This window comes from Pseudonocardia sp. ICBG162, assembly GCF_020496225.1.
Taxonomy (GTDB): Bacteria; Actinomycetota; Actinomycetes; order Mycobacteriales; family Pseudonocardiaceae; genus Pseudonocardia; species Pseudonocardia alni.
The window spans coordinates 681001-696877 of the sequence record NZ_JAHLJD010000031.1; the positions used below are offsets into that span (position 1 = coordinate 681001).

The following is a 15877-nucleotide window of genomic DNA, read 5'->3' on the forward strand; positions in this document are numbered from 1 at the left end:
CGGCTCAGTCCAGCGCCGCGGCGACCACCCGGCGGAGCTCGGCGTGCGCGTCGCGCAGCCCGGCGCGGTGCGCCGCGACCCGGACCAGCCGCCGTCCCGAGCCGGGGCGGGCCGCGAGCTCGCCCACGTCGCCGCCCCAGTCGGCCGCCCGCCAGCCCGCAGCCCGGGCCAGGGCGACGAGATCGACGCCGGTCGGCGTGCCGAAGACGCGCTCGAAGGCGTGGGCGTGCGCCGGACCGCCCTGTTCGAGCAGGTGGAAGATGCCGCCGCCGTCGTCGTCGAGGACGGTGACGGTCAGGTCCGGGGACGGCTCCCCCGGGCCGACGACCAGCCCGGTGGTGTCGTGCAGCAGCGTGAGGTCGCCGAGCAGCAGCGCCGTCGGGCCCGGGTGGGCGAGCGCGGCGCCGAGGGCGGTCGACACCGTCCCGTCGATGCCCGCGACCCCGCGGTTCGACCGCACGGTGAGCCCGGGGCGGGGCACGGCGGCCAGCGCGACGTCGCGCACCGGGTTCGACGAGCCGAGGACGAGCTGCCCGCCGTCGGGCTGGGCGGCGACGAGGTCGCGGGCCAGCCGCAGGCCGGGTGCGCCGGCGGCGGTGCCGTCGTCGAGCGCGGTGTCGAGGGACTTGCCCGCGGCCCGGTCCGCGTCGCGCCAGGACCGCACCCAGTCCTCGGGCGGGGACAGCGCGGGCAGCGCACCGACGGCCCGGACCGTGCCGGCGACGTCGGTCCACGGGGCGCCGTCCGGACCGGGGTCGGCGAACACCGCCACCGACGGGTCGGCGAGCAGCGCGGCGACGCCCCGGTGCAGGGTGGGCCTGCCGACCACGACGACCTGGGTGGGACGCAGCTCCGGCCGGTCGAGCAGCCACGGCCCGGTGCGCAGCGCGTGCGCCCACCAGCACGACGACGGCTCCGCGACCACCGGGGCCCCGCCGAGCAGGCCGGGGTCCGCGGCGGGCCCGCCCGCCCCGGCGACGACGAGCGTGCGCGCCCCCGGGTCGAGCTCCAGCGGGGGCAGCGTGCGGACCGGGCGGGTCACCGCGGTCCACGGCGCACCGCCGGGCCGCCCGGCGGGCAGGTCCGCGCCCGGCAGACCGGCGTCGTGGTGCCCGGTGTCCGGCCCGGCCGGGTCGTCGTCGGGCACGAGCGGGTCGGTGTAGGGCAGGTCCAGGTGCACCGGACCGGGCGCGCCCGCACCGGCACCGGTGGCCGCGGCGAGCATCCGCGCGACGACCGCCCGCCAGCGCCGCGCCTCCGGCTCGGTGGTGCCCACGGGCACCGGCAGCGCGCCCGCCCAGCGCACCGCGCCGCCGTACAGACCGGTCTGGTCGACGGTCTGGCTGGCGCCGGTGCCGACCAGCTCCGGCGGCCGGTCCGCGGTCAGGACCAGCAGCGGGACCCCCGAGTGCGACGCCTCCAGCACCGCGGGGTGCAGGTTCGCCGCGGCCGTCCCGGACGTGACGACGACCGGGACCGGCCGGCCCGACGCCAGCGACAGACCCAGCGCGAGGAAGCCCGCGGCGCGTTCGTCGATGCGCACGTGCAGCCGAACCGTGCCCCGCTCGTCGGCCCGGGCCAGCGCGAACGCGGGTGGCGCGTTGCGGGAGCCGGGGCACAGGACCGCGTCGGTGACACCGGCCCGCGCCAGCTCGTCGACGAGGACGCGCGCCTGCGCGGTCGAGCCGTTCACCCCATCACCCCTCACCACGACGGTACCGGCGTACTGCCCGCGATCCCCACCGAGGCCGGTCGGCTGAGGCGCGGATCATCGGCGTTGCGGCCGGTTCAGGGCCGCAGGTACTCGAACGGGGTGGCCGCGGTGGCCCCGGGCAGCTGCTCCGCCGTCCGCTCGGCGGCCGCGCGCAGGAACGTGCCGGGGTCGGTCATCGGGCCGCCGCCCAGCCCGTCGAGGTAGGCGCGGTGCGCGGACAGCGACGCGACGGCGGCGTCGAGGTGCTCGGAGATGTCGACGGCGTGCCGCGCGGCGGGCGAGGAGGCCGCGGCGAGGCCGGTGACCCCGTCCCAGCGCTCCCCCGCCTCGGGGAACAGCCAGCGGTTCGCCGCGTCCCGGACGGCGTCGACCGTCGCCCGTCCGACCGCGACGTGGTCGGCCTGGTTGAGCGTCTCGCCGGCGTCCCAGAACTCGCGGAAGTTGCCGGTCACCACCAGCTGCGGGCGGTGCCTGCGGATCGCGGCGGCGATGTCGCGGCGCAGCGCCACCGAGTACTCGACGAGCCCGTCGGGGTGGTCGAGGAACTCGCACGTGGTGACGCCGACGGCGGCGCAGGCCGCACGCTGCTCGGCCTCGCGCACGCGTCCGCACTCGGCGGGGTCCATCGTGTCGATGCCCGCCTCGCCACGGGTCACCAGCAGGTAGACGACCTCGCGGCCCTGCGCGGTCCACCGGGCGACGGCGCCGGAGCCGCCGTACTCCATGTCGTCGGGATGGGCGACGACGACCAGCGCCCGGTCGAAGTCCTCCGGCAGGGGCAGCAGGTCGGCCATGTGGCCCAGTCTGCCGCGCAGTCGCGACCGGGTGTGGCCGGGGCACGTCACGGTCGAGGTACCGATGTGGCCGGAACCGGTGAAAACGGCGCACGACGGCCCTACCGTGACGCCACCGCAGAAGTCCGTCGACGGGGAGGGACCGTGTCCGACACGCACGCCGGCGCCACCGCGCCGGGATCACCGACGCCACCGGCGTCCGACCAGCCGCACACGCCGATCGCAAAGGTCGTCGCGGGGAGCATGCTGGGCACGACCGTCGAGTGGTACGACTACTTCCTCTACGGCGTCGCCGCCGCCCTGGTGTTCCCGGCGGTGTTCTTCCCCGAGTCCGACGGCGCGACCGGGACCCTGCTGTCGCTCGGCACGTTCGCGGTCGGCTTCGTCGCGCGCCCGGTGGGCGGCCTGGTCTTCGGCCACTACGGCGACAAGATCGGCCGCAAGAAGCTGCTGGTCCTGTCGCTGATGATGATGGGCGCCTCGACGTTCGCGATCGGCCTTCTCCCGGCCTACGCCACGATCGGGATCGCCGCGCCGCTGCTGCTCGTCGTGCTGCGGCTGGTCCAGGGCTTCGCGCTGAGCGGTGAGTGGGGCGGCGCGGTCCTCATCGTGTCCGAGCACGGCAGGCCCGAACACCGTGGGTTCTGGGCGAGCTGGCCGCAGGCGGGTGCCCCGGCCGGGCAGCTGCTGGCCAACGGCCTGCTCGCGATCATGGCGCTGGTCCAGTCCGAGGAGGCGTTCCTGGCCTGGGGCTGGCGGATCCCGTTCCTGCTGTCCGCGGTGCTGGTGCTCATCGGCCTCTACGTCCGCCTCGCCGTCGAGGAGTCGCCGGTCTTCCGGGAGGCGCAGGCCAGGGCGGCCGCGCGCGCCGCGGCCGGCGAGAAGGACACCATGCCGATCCTGGACGTCCTGCGGCTCTACCCGCGCGAGGTCCTGACCGCGATGGGCGCCCGGTTCGCCGAGAACGTCTCGTACTACATCTTCACGATCGTCATCTCGACGTACGTGAAGGAGCAGTTCGGGCTGCCGTCGTCGTTCGTGCTGGGCGCGGTGCTGATCGGTGCCGCGGTGCACCTGGTGACCACCCCGATGTGGGGTGCGGTCTCCGACCGGGTCGGCCGCAAGCCGGTGTACCTGTTCGGCGCCGCCGGCGTCGGCATCTGGGCGTTCGTGTTCTTCTTCCTGGTGGACACGCAGAGCTTCGCCCTCACCGCCGTCGCGGTGACGGTCGGGCTGGTGCTGCACGGCGCGATGTACGGCCCGCAGGCGGCGTTCCTGTCCGAGCTGTTCGGTACCAAGGTGCGCTACTCGGGCATCTCGATCGGCTACCAGCTGGCGTCGGTGTTCGCGGGCGGCCTGGCCCCGCTGATCGCGGCGTCGCTGCTGGTCGCGACGGGTACCGGCTACTCGATCGCGGTGTACATCGCGATCGCGTCGGTGGTCACGATCATCGCCGTGGCGAGCTACTCGGAGACCCGCACCCGGCGTCTCGACGACGACGACGCGCTGACCAGGACCTGATCCGGTACGTACCACCCGAACCGCGCCGCGGTCCGGCGGAACGGCTCCCGGGGGCGTAGAACGGGTGCGACCCGTCGATCACCCCCGGGAGGCCGGACCCGTGCCGCGCACCGACTTCACGATCAGCACCCCCGACGGCGACGCCGCCGCCACCCTGCACACCCCGGACGGCGACGGCCCGTGGCCGGGCGTGCTCCTCTACCCCGACGCCGGCGGTGTCCGGCCGGCCATCCACGACATGGCCGCGCACCTGGCGTCGCTCGGGTACGCGGTGCTGCTGCCCGACGTCTACCACCGGCACGGCGACTGGGCCCCGTTCGACTTCGCCACCGTGTTCTCCGACAAGCCCGAGCGGGCCCGGCTGATGGGGATGGTGGGCTCGCTGACGCCCGAGTTCGTCGCCGTCGACGCCGAGGCGTGGGTGACCGCGCTGCTGGAGCGGCCCGAGGTCGGCGGCAGGGCGGTCGGCACCACCGGCTACTGCATGGGCGGGGTGATGAGCCTGCGCACCGCCGCGACGCAGCCGGAGCGGGTCGCGGCCGCGGCGTCGTTCCACGGGGGCAACCTCGCCACCGACGACCCGGCCAGCGTGCACCAGCTCGCCGACCGCATCCGGGCCGAGGTCTACGTGGCCGGCGCGACCGACGACGACTCCTTCCCCGACGAGCAGAAGCAGCGCCTCGGCGACGCGCTGTCCGCGGCCGGGGTGCCGGCGACCCTGGAGACCTACCCGGCGGCGCACGGCTTCGCGGTGCCGGACGCCCCCACCCACGACGACGACGCCGAGCAGCGGCACTGGGACGCCCTGCACCGGCTCTTCGGGGCGAACCTGTAGGGGTAGCGTCTGCGCTCGACATGAGCGCGACCCTTCACGTGACGGGCCTGGCCGCGGGCCACGGCGACCGACCCCTGTTCTCCGGGCTGGACCTCGTCGTCGCGCCCGGCGACGTCATCGGGCTGGTCGGTGCCAACGGCGCCGGCAAGTCCACCCTGCTGACGGTGCTGGCCGGCTCGCGGCCCCCGGACGACGGGTCGCTGACCCTCGGCCCGCCCGACGCGACCGTCGGGCACCTGCCGCAGGAGCCCGACCGGCGTCCCGGGGAGACGGTCGCCGGGTTCCTGGCGCGCCGGACCGGCGTCGCCGACGCGCAGGCGACGATGGACGCCGAGGCGGAGGGGCTGGCGTCGGGCACCCCCGGCGCCGACGACCGCTACGCCGCCGCGCTGGACCGCTGGCTGGCCCTCGGCGGCGCCGACCTCGACGAGCGCTCCGGTGAGGTGCTGCGCGAGGTCGGGCTGGCGGTCGGCCCGGACGCCCCGATGACCGGGCTGTCCGGCGGGCAGGCGGCGCGGGCGAACCTCGCGGCGCTGCTGCTGTCCCGCTACGACCTGCTGCTGCTCGACGAGCCCACCAACGACCTCGACCTCGACGGCCTGGAGCGGCTGGAGCGGTTCGTGGGCGGCCTGGCCCGGCAGGGCACGCCGACGGTGCTGGTCAGCCACGACCGGGAGTTCCTGGCACGCACGGTGAACCGGATCGTCGAGCTGGACCTGGTCCAGCAGCGGATCGACGTCTACGACGGCGGCTACGAGTCCTACCTCGCCGAGCGCGAGGTGGCCCGCCGGCACGCCCGCGAGGACTACGAGGAGTACGCCGGGAAGCTCGGGACCCTCCAGCAGCGCGCGGTCATGCAGCGCAACTGGATGGCCCAGGGCGTGCGCAACGCCCGGCGCAAGACGAAGGACCCGGACAAGAACGTCCGCGCGCAGCGCCAGGAGTCCAGCGAGAAGCAGGCCGCGAAGGCCCGGCAGACCGAGCGGGCGATCGAGCGGCTGGAGGTCGTGGAGGAGCCCCGCAAGGAGTGGGAGCTGCGGATGGAGATCGCCTCCGCACCCCGGTCCGGGTCGGTCGTCGCGCGGGCCGACGCCGCCGCCGTGCGGCGCGGGGACTTCGCGTTCGGCCCGGCCACGGTGCAGGTGGGCTGGGCGGACCGGGTCGTCGTCACCGGCGCGAACGGGGCGGGCAAGTCGACGTTGCTCGGGCTGCTGCTCGGCCGGATCGCCCCGGACTCGGGCTCGGCGGGGCTCGGCTCGGGGGTGCTGGTCGGCGAGATCGACCAGGCCCGCGGCGCCTTCCTCGGGGACGCGACGCTGCTGCGCGCGTTCGGCGAGCAGGTGCCGGACTGGCCCGAGTCCGAGGTGCGGACGCTGCTCGCGAAGTTCTCCCTGGGCGCGGACCAGGTGCTGCGGACGACGTCGTCGCTCTCGCCGGGCGAGCGGACCCGCGCCGCGCTGGCGCTGCTGCAGGCGCGCGGGGTGAACCTGCTGGTGCTCGACGAGCCGACCAACCACCTCGACCTGCCCGCCATCGAACAGCTGGAGCAGGCGGTCGAGGACTTCGACGGGACCGTCCTGCTGGTGACCCACGACCGGCGGATGCTCGACACGGTGCGCGCCACCCGCCGCTGGGACGTCCGCGACGGGACCGTCACCGAGCTCTGAGACGGCCGTGGCCCCACCGGGTTCCCGGCGGGGCCACGACGTCGGTGTCGGGGGTGGGTCAGGCGGTCTCGGGCTGCTCGACGATCGCGAAGCGCAGCTCCTGCTCGCCCTGCTCGGTCGCCACGGGCTGGACGTCGAGGACCTTGTCGTCCAGGAGCTCCGCCGCGGCCGGCTCGAGGAAGACGGTGATGCCCTCCCCGCGCAGCACGGTGTCCTGCGTGTCGCCCTCCTGCGCGAGGGCCAGTTCGAGGCCCTGCGCCGGGTCGGGCGCGGAGATGCGCAGGCCGCCGTCGTCGGGCAGCTCCGCGTCGGTGCTCAGGGTCCTGATCGCCTCGGCGGCGTTCTCGGTGATCGCCAACATCGTCCCCACCGTACGGACGCGGGCGCACACGTCCACCGCGCCGGCCCGTCCGCGTCCCCGGTCGGGTGACCCGTGGCGCCGTGCCCTCCGCAGATGCCGGACGGTGACACCCGTCACCCCCACCGGATCAGCCGAAGTCGTCGGGGTCCGGGCCGATGCGCTCGCCGGTGTGGAGCTTCTCGACGGCGGCGATGTCGTCCTCGCTCAGCGCGAAGTCGAAGATCTCGGAGTTCTCCTTGATCCGCTCCGGGTTGTTCGACTTCGGGAAGACGATGTTCCCGAGCTGGATGTGCCAGCGGAGCACGACCTGCGCGGCGGACTTGCCGACCCGCTCGGCGATCTCCTTCAGCTCGGGCGCGTCGAGCAGGCCCTTGCCCTGACCGATCGGGCTCCACGCCTCCAGCGCGATGTCGTGCTGCTGGAGGTACTCGCGCAGCTCGCGCTGCACCAGGTGCGGGTGGAACTCGATCTGGTTGATCGCGGGGACCGTGGAGGTCTCCTCCGCCAGCCGGTCGAGGTGGCCGGGCTGGAAGTTCGAGACGCCGATCGACAGCGCTTTGCCCGCCTTCTGCGCGTCCTCGAGGCCCTGCCAGGTCTCGACGTAGCGGTTCTCCTTCGGGCGCGGCCAGTGGATGAGGTACAGGTCCACGTGGTCGAGGCCGAGCTTGGTGAGGCTCTCGTCGAGCCTGCTCACCGCCGCCTCCCGGCCGTGCCCGTCGTTGTTCAGCTTGGTGGTGATCCACAGCTCGTCGCGCGGGATGCCGGAGTCGGCGATGGCCTTGCCGACGCCCTCCTCGTTGCCGTACATCTGCGCGGTGTCGATGTGGCGGTAGCCGACATCGAGGGCCGCCCTGACCTTCTCCGCGGTGTCACCGGGCTCGATCTGGAAGACGCCGAAGCCGAGCTGGGGGATCTCGCGGCCGTCGTTCAGCTTGATCGTGGGAACAGTCATGGCCCTCGGCTACCCGGGCCGTTGCGCGCTCATGCGACCCCGTGGGATCGGTCTCCGGCAGGAATACGTGCCCGGGGCAGTGCGAGCGTGAGCAGGACGGCGACGACGGCGATGCCGAGCAGCAGACCGGTCCAGACGACGGGCCCCGCGGCGGCCGCGACACCCGCGGCGGCGGTGCCCACCGCCCCCAGCACGAACTGGCACGCCCCGAGCACCGCGCTCGCCGACCCGAGGCCCTCCGAGCGGGCGTTCATGGCCGCACCCATCAGGACCGGCTCGGTGATCCCGAGCCCGGCCAGGGCGACGGCGAAGGACACGGCGAGCACCCCGATCGGCAGCCCGGCGACGGCGGCGAGGGCGGCGCCGACCGCCCCGGCGACGATCAGCGCCGCGCCGAGCACCGCGTTCGTCCGTCCGGGGAGCCGGTCGGCCAGCACGTGTGCGGCGCCGGCCCCGACGGCGACGGCGACCGCGGTCGCCCCGAACAGCAGCCCGAACTCCGAGGCGCCCAGGCCGTAGGCGCCGCGGTACACGTACGACGCACCTCCGATGTAGGCGAACAGGAAGCCGAAGACGGTGCAGATCGCGGCGGCCGGTACGACGAACGCACGGTCGCGCAGCAGCGAGCCGTACCCGCGCAGCGTCGCCCCCGGCCGGAACGGCGTGCGCGCGCCGACCGGCAGGGACTCGGGCAGGAACCGGGCCGCCGCGGCGAGGGTGAGCGCGCCGAGCACGGCCAGCGCCACGAAGACCGCGCGCCAGCCCGCGGCGTCGTCGAGGGCACCGCCCGCCGCGGGCGCGATGATCGGCGCGACGGCGACCACCACCATCAGCGCGGCGTAGAGCCGGGTCGCGGCGTCGCCCTCGGCGCGGTCGCGCACCGAGCTGTTGGCGACGACGACGGTGACCGCGCCGCCCGCGGCCTGCAGCAGCCGGGCGGCCACGAGGACCGCCATGGACGGGGCGAGCGCGGCGACGACCGAGCCCGCGGTGAACAGCGCGAGCCCGGCCAGCAGCGGTGTGCGGCGGCCGACGGCGTCGGTCAGCGGGCCGGCGAACAGCTGCCCGAGGCCGAGCACCAGCAGGTAGCCGGTCAGCGTCAGCTGGGTGACCCACACCGGGGCACGGAACTCGGCCGCGATGTCGGGCAGCGACGCGAGGTACATGTCGATCGCGAACGGGCCCAGCCCGACGACGACGGCGAGGGTGAGCGTGAAGGAGCGCGGAGGCGCGGTCATGGAGCACCAGGTCCTGGTCGGAGCGCCCGCTCGGCGGGAGACGATCCCAGGGTAGGGAGAATTGATGCACCTGCACCACTTTTTGCGGTGTGGTGTGCTCCGCGACACGACCGCGGCTACTCCCCGTCGAGGGCGGCGGCCAGCTCGTCGGCGACGAACCCGGCCAGGCCGGTGCGGCCCTGCACGGCGGCGGCGAGCAGCGCGCCGTCCATGAGCAGCAGGTAGCGGCGGGCGGAGCGCTCCGGGCGCCCGCAGGCCCGCAGCGTCGCCGCCACGTCGTGCTCGGTGCCCGCCCACTGCTCGGCGAGCTCGCGGGCCAGCCGGGGGCTCTCCCGGGCCGCGTCGGCGAGCGAGCCGACGACGCCGCGCAGGGTGTCGTCGTCGAGCGGGGCCCCGAGGCCGCTGCGGACCAGCCGGTCGACGAGCTCGGCGGTGCCGGGGGCGGCGCCCGCCGGCACCGTAGCGGCCTCCCGCGCGGCGTCGCGCCGGGCCCGGTCGAGATCGGCCAGGACCGCCGAGAGCAGGTCCTCGCGGGTGGAGAAGTAGTAGCGGATCGCCCCGCCGGGGACCCCGGCCCGGGCGGCGACGTTGCGGTGGGTCACCGCGCTCATCCGCTCCCCGACCAGGATCTCGGTGGCCGCGGTGAGGATCGCGCGCTGGCGCTCGTCGCTGCGTTCCTGCCGGGTCCGGCGCGGGGGCACCGCGGGCTCAGCCCCAGACCCGCGCGACCTCGGCGGCGACGTCCGCCGCCTGCGCCCGGCCGGCCCGCGCCGAGCCCGGACGGCGGGCCGGGTCGAGCGGGTTGCGGCCGAACGCGCGGCGCGAACGCCGGTCCGGCTCGACGACCGCGACCCGGGCGAGCGCGCCGAGCGCCTCGGCCTGGACCCGGGGCGGCGCGGCCCCGCCGAGCCCGCCGGACAGCGGCGCCACCACGACAACGCGGCCGTAGCCCGCGGCGAGGTCGGCGTTGGCCATGGAGCGGACCCCGCCGTCGATCCACCGGGTGCCCACGGCCGTGACCGGCGGCCAGACGCCGGGCACCGCGCAGCTGGCGGCGACCGCGGTGGCGAGCTCGACGCCGTCGTCGCGGCCGAAGACCCGGAACGCGCCGGTGTGCGCGTCGACGGCGGTGACCCGCAGGTCCCGGTCGGCGGGCCAGTCCGCGCCGTCGAGCCGCGACCGGATCACCGCGATCCGCTCGGCCTCGTCGACCGTGTCGGTGTCGAGGGCGAGACGGCCGATCCGGGCCCGGACCCGGGTCGCGTCGCGCGGTCCGGAGAGCGCGGCGACGCCGTAGCGGACCGCCAGCCGCAGCCCGAGGGTCGCGGCGATCTCCCCGGACGGCGGGGCGAGCTGGGTCGCGGCGAGCGCGGCCGGGTCACGCCCGACGGCCAGGTTGGTGCCCACCACCGACCCCGCCGAGGTCCCGACGACGAGGTCGGCGTCGCGCAGGTCGACGCCGTCGGCGAGGAGCCCGGCCAGCAGCCCGTACATCCAGGCGATGCCGGTCAGCCCGCCGCCGCCCAGCACCAGCGCCCGTCGGTCGTCGGCCATGGGGTCCTCCCTCGTCGGTCTCCCGCACGATCGCGGGAGGCGATCACCCCCGCAGGGCGCGGGCCGCGATCTGGGCCAGGTGCACCGGCTCCCGCTCGCCGGCCTGACGGACCTGGGTCCGGCAGGAGTAGCCGTCGGCGAGCAGGTCCACGGACTCGTCGGCGGCGCGCAGCGCGGGCAGCAGGGCCCGCTCGGCGCACGCCATCGACACGTCGTAGTGGCCGTCCTCGAACCCGAAGTTGCCGGCCAGGCCGCAGCAGCCGGAGTCGAGCACGGTGGCGTCGACGCCGAGCGCCGCCAGCACCGCGCGGTCGGGCTCCGAGCCCAGCTCGGCGTGCTGGTGGCAGTGGATCTGCACCAGCGCGGCACCGTTCCCGGTCCCCGCGACGGCCGACAGCTCGTCGGCGTGCCGGGCCAGCAGCTCGGCGAAGGTCGACACCTGCCGCGCCAGCAGCGGCACCCGCGGGTCGTCGGGCAGCAGCTCCGCGGCGTCGCTGCGCAGCGCGGCGGTGCAGGACGGCTCCAGCCCGACGACCGGGATGCCGGCGTCGAGCGCCGGGCCGATCGCGCGCAGGCTGCGCGCCAGCACCCGGCGGGCCGCGGTGACCTGGCCGGTGGAGGTCCAGGTCAGGCCGCAGCACACGTTCTTCGGGGGCAGCTCGACCCGGTACCCGAGCCCGGTGAGGACCGCGACGGCGTCGGCCGCGATCTCCGGGTCGAAGTGGTCGGTGAAGGTGTCGGTCCACAGCAGCAGCGGGCCGCGGCTGCCGGGCGCGACGCCGAGGTCCGGCACCGTCGACATCGGCAGCCCGCGGGCGGCCTGCGCCGTGTAGGTCTCCCGGGCGATCGGCGGGATGGCGCGACGGGCGTCGATACCGCCCGCCTTCTTCGCGACCTTCGCCAGGAACGGCACCTGCGCGAGCCGGTTCAGCCCGTCGACGGCCGCGGCCGGCAGCACCCCGACCGCGCGCAGCCAGCGCGGGAGCGCCCCCATCGAGTAGTGCGCGCGCGGGCGCAGCTTCCGGTGGTAGCGGTTCGCGAGGAACTCGGTCTTGTACGAGGCCATGTCGACCCCGACCGGGCAGTCGGACTTGCAGCCCTTGCAGGACAGGCACAGGTCGAGGGACTCGGCGACCTCGTCGGACTGCCAGCCGTCCTTGATGATCTCGCCGTTCGCCATCTCGAACAGCAGGCGGGCGCGGCCGCGGGTGGAGTGCTTCTCCTCCTTGGTCACGTTCCAGCTGGGGCACATGACCCCGGAGCCGGTGTCGACGGCGCACTTGCCGACGCCCAGGCAGCGGCGGGTGGCGCGGTGGAAGGAGCCGCGGTCGTGGCCGAAGGCCAGCTTCGGCTCGTCGGGCATGGTCGGCATGCCGAGCTGGACGCGCAGGTTCTCGTCCATCGTCGCCGGGCGCACGACGCGGCCGGGGTTCATCCGGTCGTCCGGGTCCCAGATCCCCTTGAAGTCCTCGAACGCGGCGATGATCTGCGGCGGGTACATCCGCGGGAGCAGCTCGGCGCGGGCCTGGCCGTCGCCGTGCTCACCGGACAGCGACCCGCCGTGCGCGACGACGAGGTCCGCGGCCGCGGTCATGAAGTCCCGGAAGTTCTGCACGCCCGGCTTGGTGAGCAGGTCGAAGTCGATCCGCACGTGCAGACAGCCGTCGCCGAAGTGGCCGTAGTAGATGCCCTTGCGGCCGTGGGCCTCCAGGACCTTGTCGAACTCGCGCAGGTAGGCGCCGAAGCGCTCCGGCGGGACGGCGGCGTCCTCCCAGCCGGGCCAGGCCTCGCCGCCCTCGGGCGAGCGGGTCAGCAGGCCCGCGCCCTCCTCGCGGATCTTCCACAGCGCGGCCATCCGGGCCGGCTCGCCGACGACGACCGCACCGGTCGTCCAGGCCTTCATCGCGTCGGCGACGGCCTGCGCGGCTGCCTCCGCCTCGGCGCGGGTGGCCCCGCCGGTCTCGACGTAGAGCCAGCCCTTGCCCTCGGGGAGCATCCGGCTCGTCGTCTCGTTCGGGCGCAGGGCGCGCAGCGAGGCGATCAGCCCGGCGTCCATGCCCTCGATCGTCAGCGGCGAGTGCTCGCGGACGATCATCACGTTGTCCGCGGCGTGGTAGGCGTCGGGGAAGCCGAGCACGGCCAGCGCCCGCGCGGGCGGGGACTCGACGAGGTCGACGGTCGCGGACAGGATCGTCGCGCAGGTGCCCTCGGTGCCGACCAGCGCCTTGGCCAGGTTCACGTTGCCCGGGACGAGCTGGTCGAGGTTGTAGCCCGACACCCGCCGGGTCAGCTCGGGCACATGCTTCTCGACGTCGTCGGCGACCCGCGCGCCCAGCGCACGCAGCGCGTCCGGGATCGTGCCTGTCTCGGTGCCGTCGCCGCCCAGCACGAGCCGCTCGCCGCGGTAGGTGAGGACCTCCAGCGATGCGACGTTGTCGACGGTCTTGCCCCAGGCCACCGAGTGCGAGCCGCAGGCGTTGTTGCCGATCATCCCGCCAATCGAGCAGCGGTTGTGCGTCGACGGGTCCGGGCCGAACGTCAGGCCGTGCGGCTTGCCGGCGTCGCGCACGGCGTCGCAGACGGCACCCGGCTGCACGGTCGCAGTCCGGGCGTCGGGGTCCACGGACAGGATCGCGTCCATGTGCGTGCGGAAGTCCATCGCGACCGCGGTGTTGACGGCCTGGCCCGCGATGGAGGTGCGCGACCCGACCGGCAGCACCGGCACGTCGTGGGTGCGGCACACGGCGACGGCGGCCTCGACGTCGGCGGCGTCGCGCGGGCAGATCACGCCGATCGGGACGCCCCGGTAGTTCGAGGCGTCCGCCGACCACATCGCGCGGCTGCCCGCGTCGAACCGGACCTCACCGCCGATGGCGGCACGCAGGTCGTTCTCCAGGGCGCGGTACGCGGTGCTGCTCGTGGAGCTGCTCGCGGTGGTGGGACGCGCGCTCTCGATGGTCACGGGGCTCCTCTCGGCCGTCCGGGGCACCCGAGACGCTACCCCGCGCCCCCCGGGGCCCCGCCCGTGCCGGAACGGCGGTTGCGGTGATCCGGATCGCCGCACCAGGCTGCCCCGGTGCACCGCGACGAGCTCGCCGACACCGTCGTCCGGGTCTGGGGCGACCGGGGAGCGGCCTGGCTCGCCGGACTCGGCCCGCTGCTGGCCGGGCTGGCCACCGAGCTGGACCTGGAGCCCGGCCCGGCGCTGCCGCAGACCTACCACGCGGTGCGGGCGGTGACCTGCGCCGACGGGACCCCGGCCGTGCTCAAGGCGGGGGTCCCCGACGGGCACCTCGACGCCGAGATCGCCGCGCTGCGCGCCTGGGACGGGGACGGTGCCGTCCGGCTGCTGTGGGCCGACCCGGCCCGCGGGGCGCTGCTGCTCGAACGCGCGTGTCCCGGGACCGAGCTCGCCACCCGGCCCGACGACGACGCCGTCGACGTCGTGGGCGGGCTGCTGGCCCGGCTGCACGCGGCCCCCTTACCGCCCGGGGTCGACCACGTCGCGGCCGAGCGGGCCGCGTTCGACGCGCACCTGGCCCGCCCCGCCGCGGTGCTGCCCCGGCCGCTGGTGGAACGGGCGGCGGCACTGTGGACGCAGCTGTGCGGCTCCGCGGAGCGCGAGGTGCTGCTGCACGGCGACCTGCACCAGCACAACGTCCTCGCCGCGACCCGGGAGCCGTGGCTGGCGATCGACCCGCACGGACGGACCGGCGACCCCGGCTACGACTGCGGCCAGCTGCTGTACAACCCGCTCGACGCCGACCCGGCCGAGCTGGCCCGCCGCGCGCCGGACCGGCTGGAACGGCTCGCCGACGCCGTCGGGATCGGGTGGGACCGCGCCGTCGCGTGGGGGTTCGCGGTGTGCGTGCTGTCCGAGGTGTGGGACGCCGACGGCGACACCGGGTGGGACGGCCCGGGCCCCGCACTGGCCGTGGCCCGACGGCTGGCGCCGCTCGTCGCGGAGTGAGTCCTTAGGGTTCGGCCATGACCGTCTCCGAGACCTTCGACCCGGACGCCTGGACGCCGGTCGACGGGTTCGACTTCCGCGACATCACCTACCACCGCGCCCGCGCTACCGGCGCCGTGCGGATCGCGTTCGACCGTCCCGAGGTCCTCAACGCGTTCCGGCCGGGCACCGTCGACGAGCTCTACCGCGCCCTGGAGCACGCCCGGACCAGCGCCGACGTGGGCGCGGTGCTGCTGACCGGGAACGGCCCCTCCCCGAAGGACGGCAAGCGCGCCTTCTGCTCCGGCGGCGACCAGCGCATCCGTGGCCGCACCGGCTACCAGTACGCCTCCGGGGACACCGCGGAGACCGTCGAGCAGGGCCGGGCCGGGCGGCTGCACATCCTGGAGTGCCAGCGGCTGATCCGGTTCATGCCGAAGGTCGTCATCGCCGTGGTGAACGGCTGGGCCGCCGGTGGCGGGCACTCGCTGCACGCCGTCGCCGACCTCACGATCGCCTCCCGCGAGCACGCCCGCTTCAAGCAGACCGACGCCGACGTCGGCTCGTTCGACGGCGGCTACGGCTCGGCGTACCTGGCCCGCCAGGTGGGGCAGAAGTTCGCCCGGGAGATCTTCTTCCTCGGCCGCACCTACAGCGCCGAGCAGATGCACCACATGGGCGCGGTCAACGCCGTGGTCGACCACGCGGACCTGGAGACCGAGGCCCTGCAGTGGGCGTCGGAGATCAACGGCAAGTCACCGCAGGCCCAGCGGATGCTGAAGTACGCCTTCAACCTCGCCGACGACGGTCTGGTCGGCCAGCAGCTCTTCGCCGGTGAGGCGACCCGGCTGGCCTACATGACCGACGAGGCGGTGGAGGGCCGGGACTCGTTCCTGGAAAAGCGGGACCCGGACTGGTCGCCGTTCCCCTGGCACTACTAGGTCGTCACTCCGCGGCGGGGCGCGGCCGGGGCACGGGGACCGGCCGCGCCGCGACGACGGCCCGCGGGCCGCTCTGCTGCGGGACGGCGACCGCCGGGCGCTGCGGCGCCGCGGCCGGGGGCACCGGGCCGGACGGCACGTCGAAGGCCAGGGCCGCGAGCTCGCCGGCGACCGCACGGTGCCCGGAGCCGGCGGGCCGGCGGCAGCGCAGCGAGCGCGGGCTGCCGGTCGGGGACGCGTCGGCGGTGGCGGTGTACGGCATGGTGAGCTCCTTCGAACCCGTGACCGGCGGGCGGGTGCGCCGCCGCTCTCACCCCCTGAGTCGGGTGGGAGGCCCCCCGCGTTGCACCT

General features: G+C 75.4%; 14 protein-coding genes. 5 read left to right on the forward strand and 9 right to left on the reverse strand.

The features are described 5' to 3' along the window. Positions 1 to 4: 4 nt before the first annotated feature. Both menD and KPL60_RS28050 read right to left on the reverse strand, forming a co-directional pair. Positions 5 to 1693 carry a 2-succinyl-5-enolpyruvyl-6-hydroxy-3-cyclohexene-1-carboxylic-acid synthase gene (gene menD / locus KPL60_RS28045; protein WP_226367680.1) on the reverse strand — a complete coding sequence of 563 codons (1689 nt, stop codon included), beginning with the start codon at positions 1691 to 1693 and terminating at the stop codon, positions 5 to 7. A 95-nt stretch (positions 1694 to 1788) separates the two neighbouring features. Further along, a complete protein-coding gene (locus tag KPL60_RS28050) occupies positions 1789 to 2508 on the reverse strand; it encodes a PIG-L deacetylase family protein (protein WP_226367681.1) in 720 nt (239 codons plus the stop codon). 243 nt (positions 2509 to 2751) lie between these two features. Here KPL60_RS28050 and KPL60_RS28055 point away from each other — a divergent pair, with 243 nt between their 5' ends. From KPL60_RS28055 to KPL60_RS28065, 3 genes are all read left to right on the forward strand, one after another. Next, positions 2752 to 4029 (forward strand): MFS transporter, encoded by a 1278-nt coding sequence (locus KPL60_RS28055; protein ID WP_226368253.1) that lies wholly within the window; start codon positions 2752 to 2754, stop codon positions 4027 to 4029. A gap of 100 nt (positions 4030 to 4129) precedes the next feature. Continuing rightward, a complete protein-coding gene (locus tag KPL60_RS28060) occupies positions 4130 to 4864 on the forward strand; it encodes a dienelactone hydrolase family protein (protein ID WP_226367682.1) in 735 nt (244 codons plus the stop codon). Positions 4865 to 4884: 20 nt separating this feature from the next. Then, positions 4885 to 6531, forward strand: a complete 1647-nt coding sequence (locus KPL60_RS28065; RefSeq protein ID WP_226367683.1) for an ABC-F family ATP-binding cassette domain-containing protein — start codon at positions 4885 to 4887, stop codon at positions 6529 to 6531. A gap of 58 nt (positions 6532 to 6589) precedes the next feature. On the opposite strand, the gene KPL60_RS28070 is transcribed toward KPL60_RS28065, so the two are convergent. The 6 genes from KPL60_RS28070 to KPL60_RS28095 form a co-directional block, all read right to left on the reverse strand. Then, complete coding sequence (locus KPL60_RS28070; protein WP_226367684.1) at positions 6590 to 6892, reverse strand: adhesin; 303 nt, start codon at positions 6890 to 6892, stop codon at positions 6590 to 6592. A 127-nt stretch (positions 6893 to 7019) separates the two neighbouring features. Beyond that, positions 7020 to 7844 (reverse strand): aldo/keto reductase, encoded by an 825-nt coding sequence (locus KPL60_RS28075; protein WP_226353920.1) that lies wholly within the window; start codon positions 7842 to 7844, stop codon positions 7020 to 7022. A gap of 29 nt (positions 7845 to 7873) precedes the next feature. Continuing rightward, positions 7874 to 9082, reverse strand: coding sequence for a Bcr/CflA family efflux MFS transporter (locus KPL60_RS28080; protein ID WP_226367685.1), 1209 nt, complete (start codon positions 9080 to 9082; stop codon positions 7874 to 7876). Between the two features lie 116 nt (positions 9083 to 9198). Then, positions 9199 to 9783, reverse strand: a complete 585-nt coding sequence (locus KPL60_RS28085; RefSeq protein ID WP_226367686.1) for a TetR/AcrR family transcriptional regulator — start codon at positions 9781 to 9783, stop codon at positions 9199 to 9201. A gap of 7 nt (positions 9784 to 9790) precedes the next feature. Beyond that, positions 9791 to 10636 carry a patatin-like phospholipase family protein gene (locus KPL60_RS28090; protein ID WP_226367687.1) on the reverse strand — a complete coding sequence of 282 codons (846 nt, stop codon included), beginning with the start codon at positions 10634 to 10636 and terminating at the stop codon, positions 9791 to 9793. A 43-nt stretch (positions 10637 to 10679) separates the two neighbouring features. Then, a complete protein-coding gene (locus tag KPL60_RS28095; protein WP_374203853.1) occupies positions 10680 to 13592 on the reverse strand; it encodes an FAD-binding and (Fe-S)-binding domain-containing protein in 2913 nt (970 codons plus the stop codon). 120 nt (positions 13593 to 13712) lie between these two features. On the opposite strand from KPL60_RS28095, the gene KPL60_RS28100 reads away from it, so the two are divergent. Together KPL60_RS28100 and KPL60_RS28105 are read left to right on the forward strand one after the other, a co-directional pair. Further along, on the forward strand, positions 13713 to 14606 hold the full coding sequence (locus KPL60_RS28100) for an aminoglycoside phosphotransferase family protein (RefSeq protein ID WP_226353925.1): 894 nt from the start codon (positions 13713 to 13715) through the stop codon (positions 14604 to 14606). A gap of 17 nt (positions 14607 to 14623) precedes the next feature. Beyond that, the gene (locus KPL60_RS28105; RefSeq protein ID WP_226353926.1) at positions 14624 to 15526 is read left to right on the forward strand and encodes a 1,4-dihydroxy-2-naphthoyl-CoA synthase; all 903 of its coding nucleotides are present in this window, start codon (positions 14624 to 14626) and stop codon (positions 15524 to 15526) included. 4 nt (positions 15527 to 15530) lie between these two features. Here the strand turns inward: KPL60_RS28105 and KPL60_RS28110 are convergent, their stop codons facing one another. Continuing rightward, the gene (locus KPL60_RS28110; RefSeq protein WP_226353927.1) at positions 15531 to 15788 is read right to left on the reverse strand and encodes a hypothetical protein; all 258 of its coding nucleotides are present in this window, start codon (positions 15786 to 15788) and stop codon (positions 15531 to 15533) included. Positions 15789 to 15877 lie beyond the last annotated feature (89 nt).

Coding starts and splice junctions, on each gene's coding strand:
- KPL60_RS28070 (WP_226367684.1), bottom strand. CDS start 6,892: ATGTTGGCGATCACCGAGAACGCCGCCGAGGCGATCAGGACCCTGAGC.
- KPL60_RS28055 (WP_226368253.1), top strand. CDS start 2,752: ATGCTGGGCACGACCGTCGAGTGGTACGACTACTTCCTCTACGGCGTC.
- KPL60_RS28090 (WP_226367687.1), bottom strand. CDS start 10,636: ATGGCCGACGACCGACGGGCGCTGGTGCTGGGCGGCGGCGGGCTGACC.
- KPL60_RS28110 (WP_226353927.1), bottom strand. CDS start 15,788: ATGCCGTACACCGCCACCGCCGACGCGTCCCCGACCGGCAGCCCGCGC.
- KPL60_RS28105 (WP_226353926.1), top strand. CDS start 14,624: ATGACCGTCTCCGAGACCTTCGACCCGGACGCCTGGACGCCGGTCGAC.
- KPL60_RS28080 (WP_226367685.1), bottom strand. CDS start 9,082: ATGACCGCGCCTCCGCGCTCCTTCACGCTCACCCTCGCCGTCGTCGTC.
- KPL60_RS28050 (WP_226367681.1), bottom strand. CDS start 2,508: ATGGCCGACCTGCTGCCCCTGCCGGAGGACTTCGACCGGGCGCTGGTC.
- KPL60_RS28065 (WP_226367683.1), top strand. CDS start 4,885: ATGAGCGCGACCCTTCACGTGACGGGCCTGGCCGCGGGCCACGGCGAC.
- KPL60_RS28075 (WP_226353920.1), bottom strand. CDS start 7,844: ATGACTGTTCCCACGATCAAGCTGAACGACGGCCGCGAGATCCCCCAG.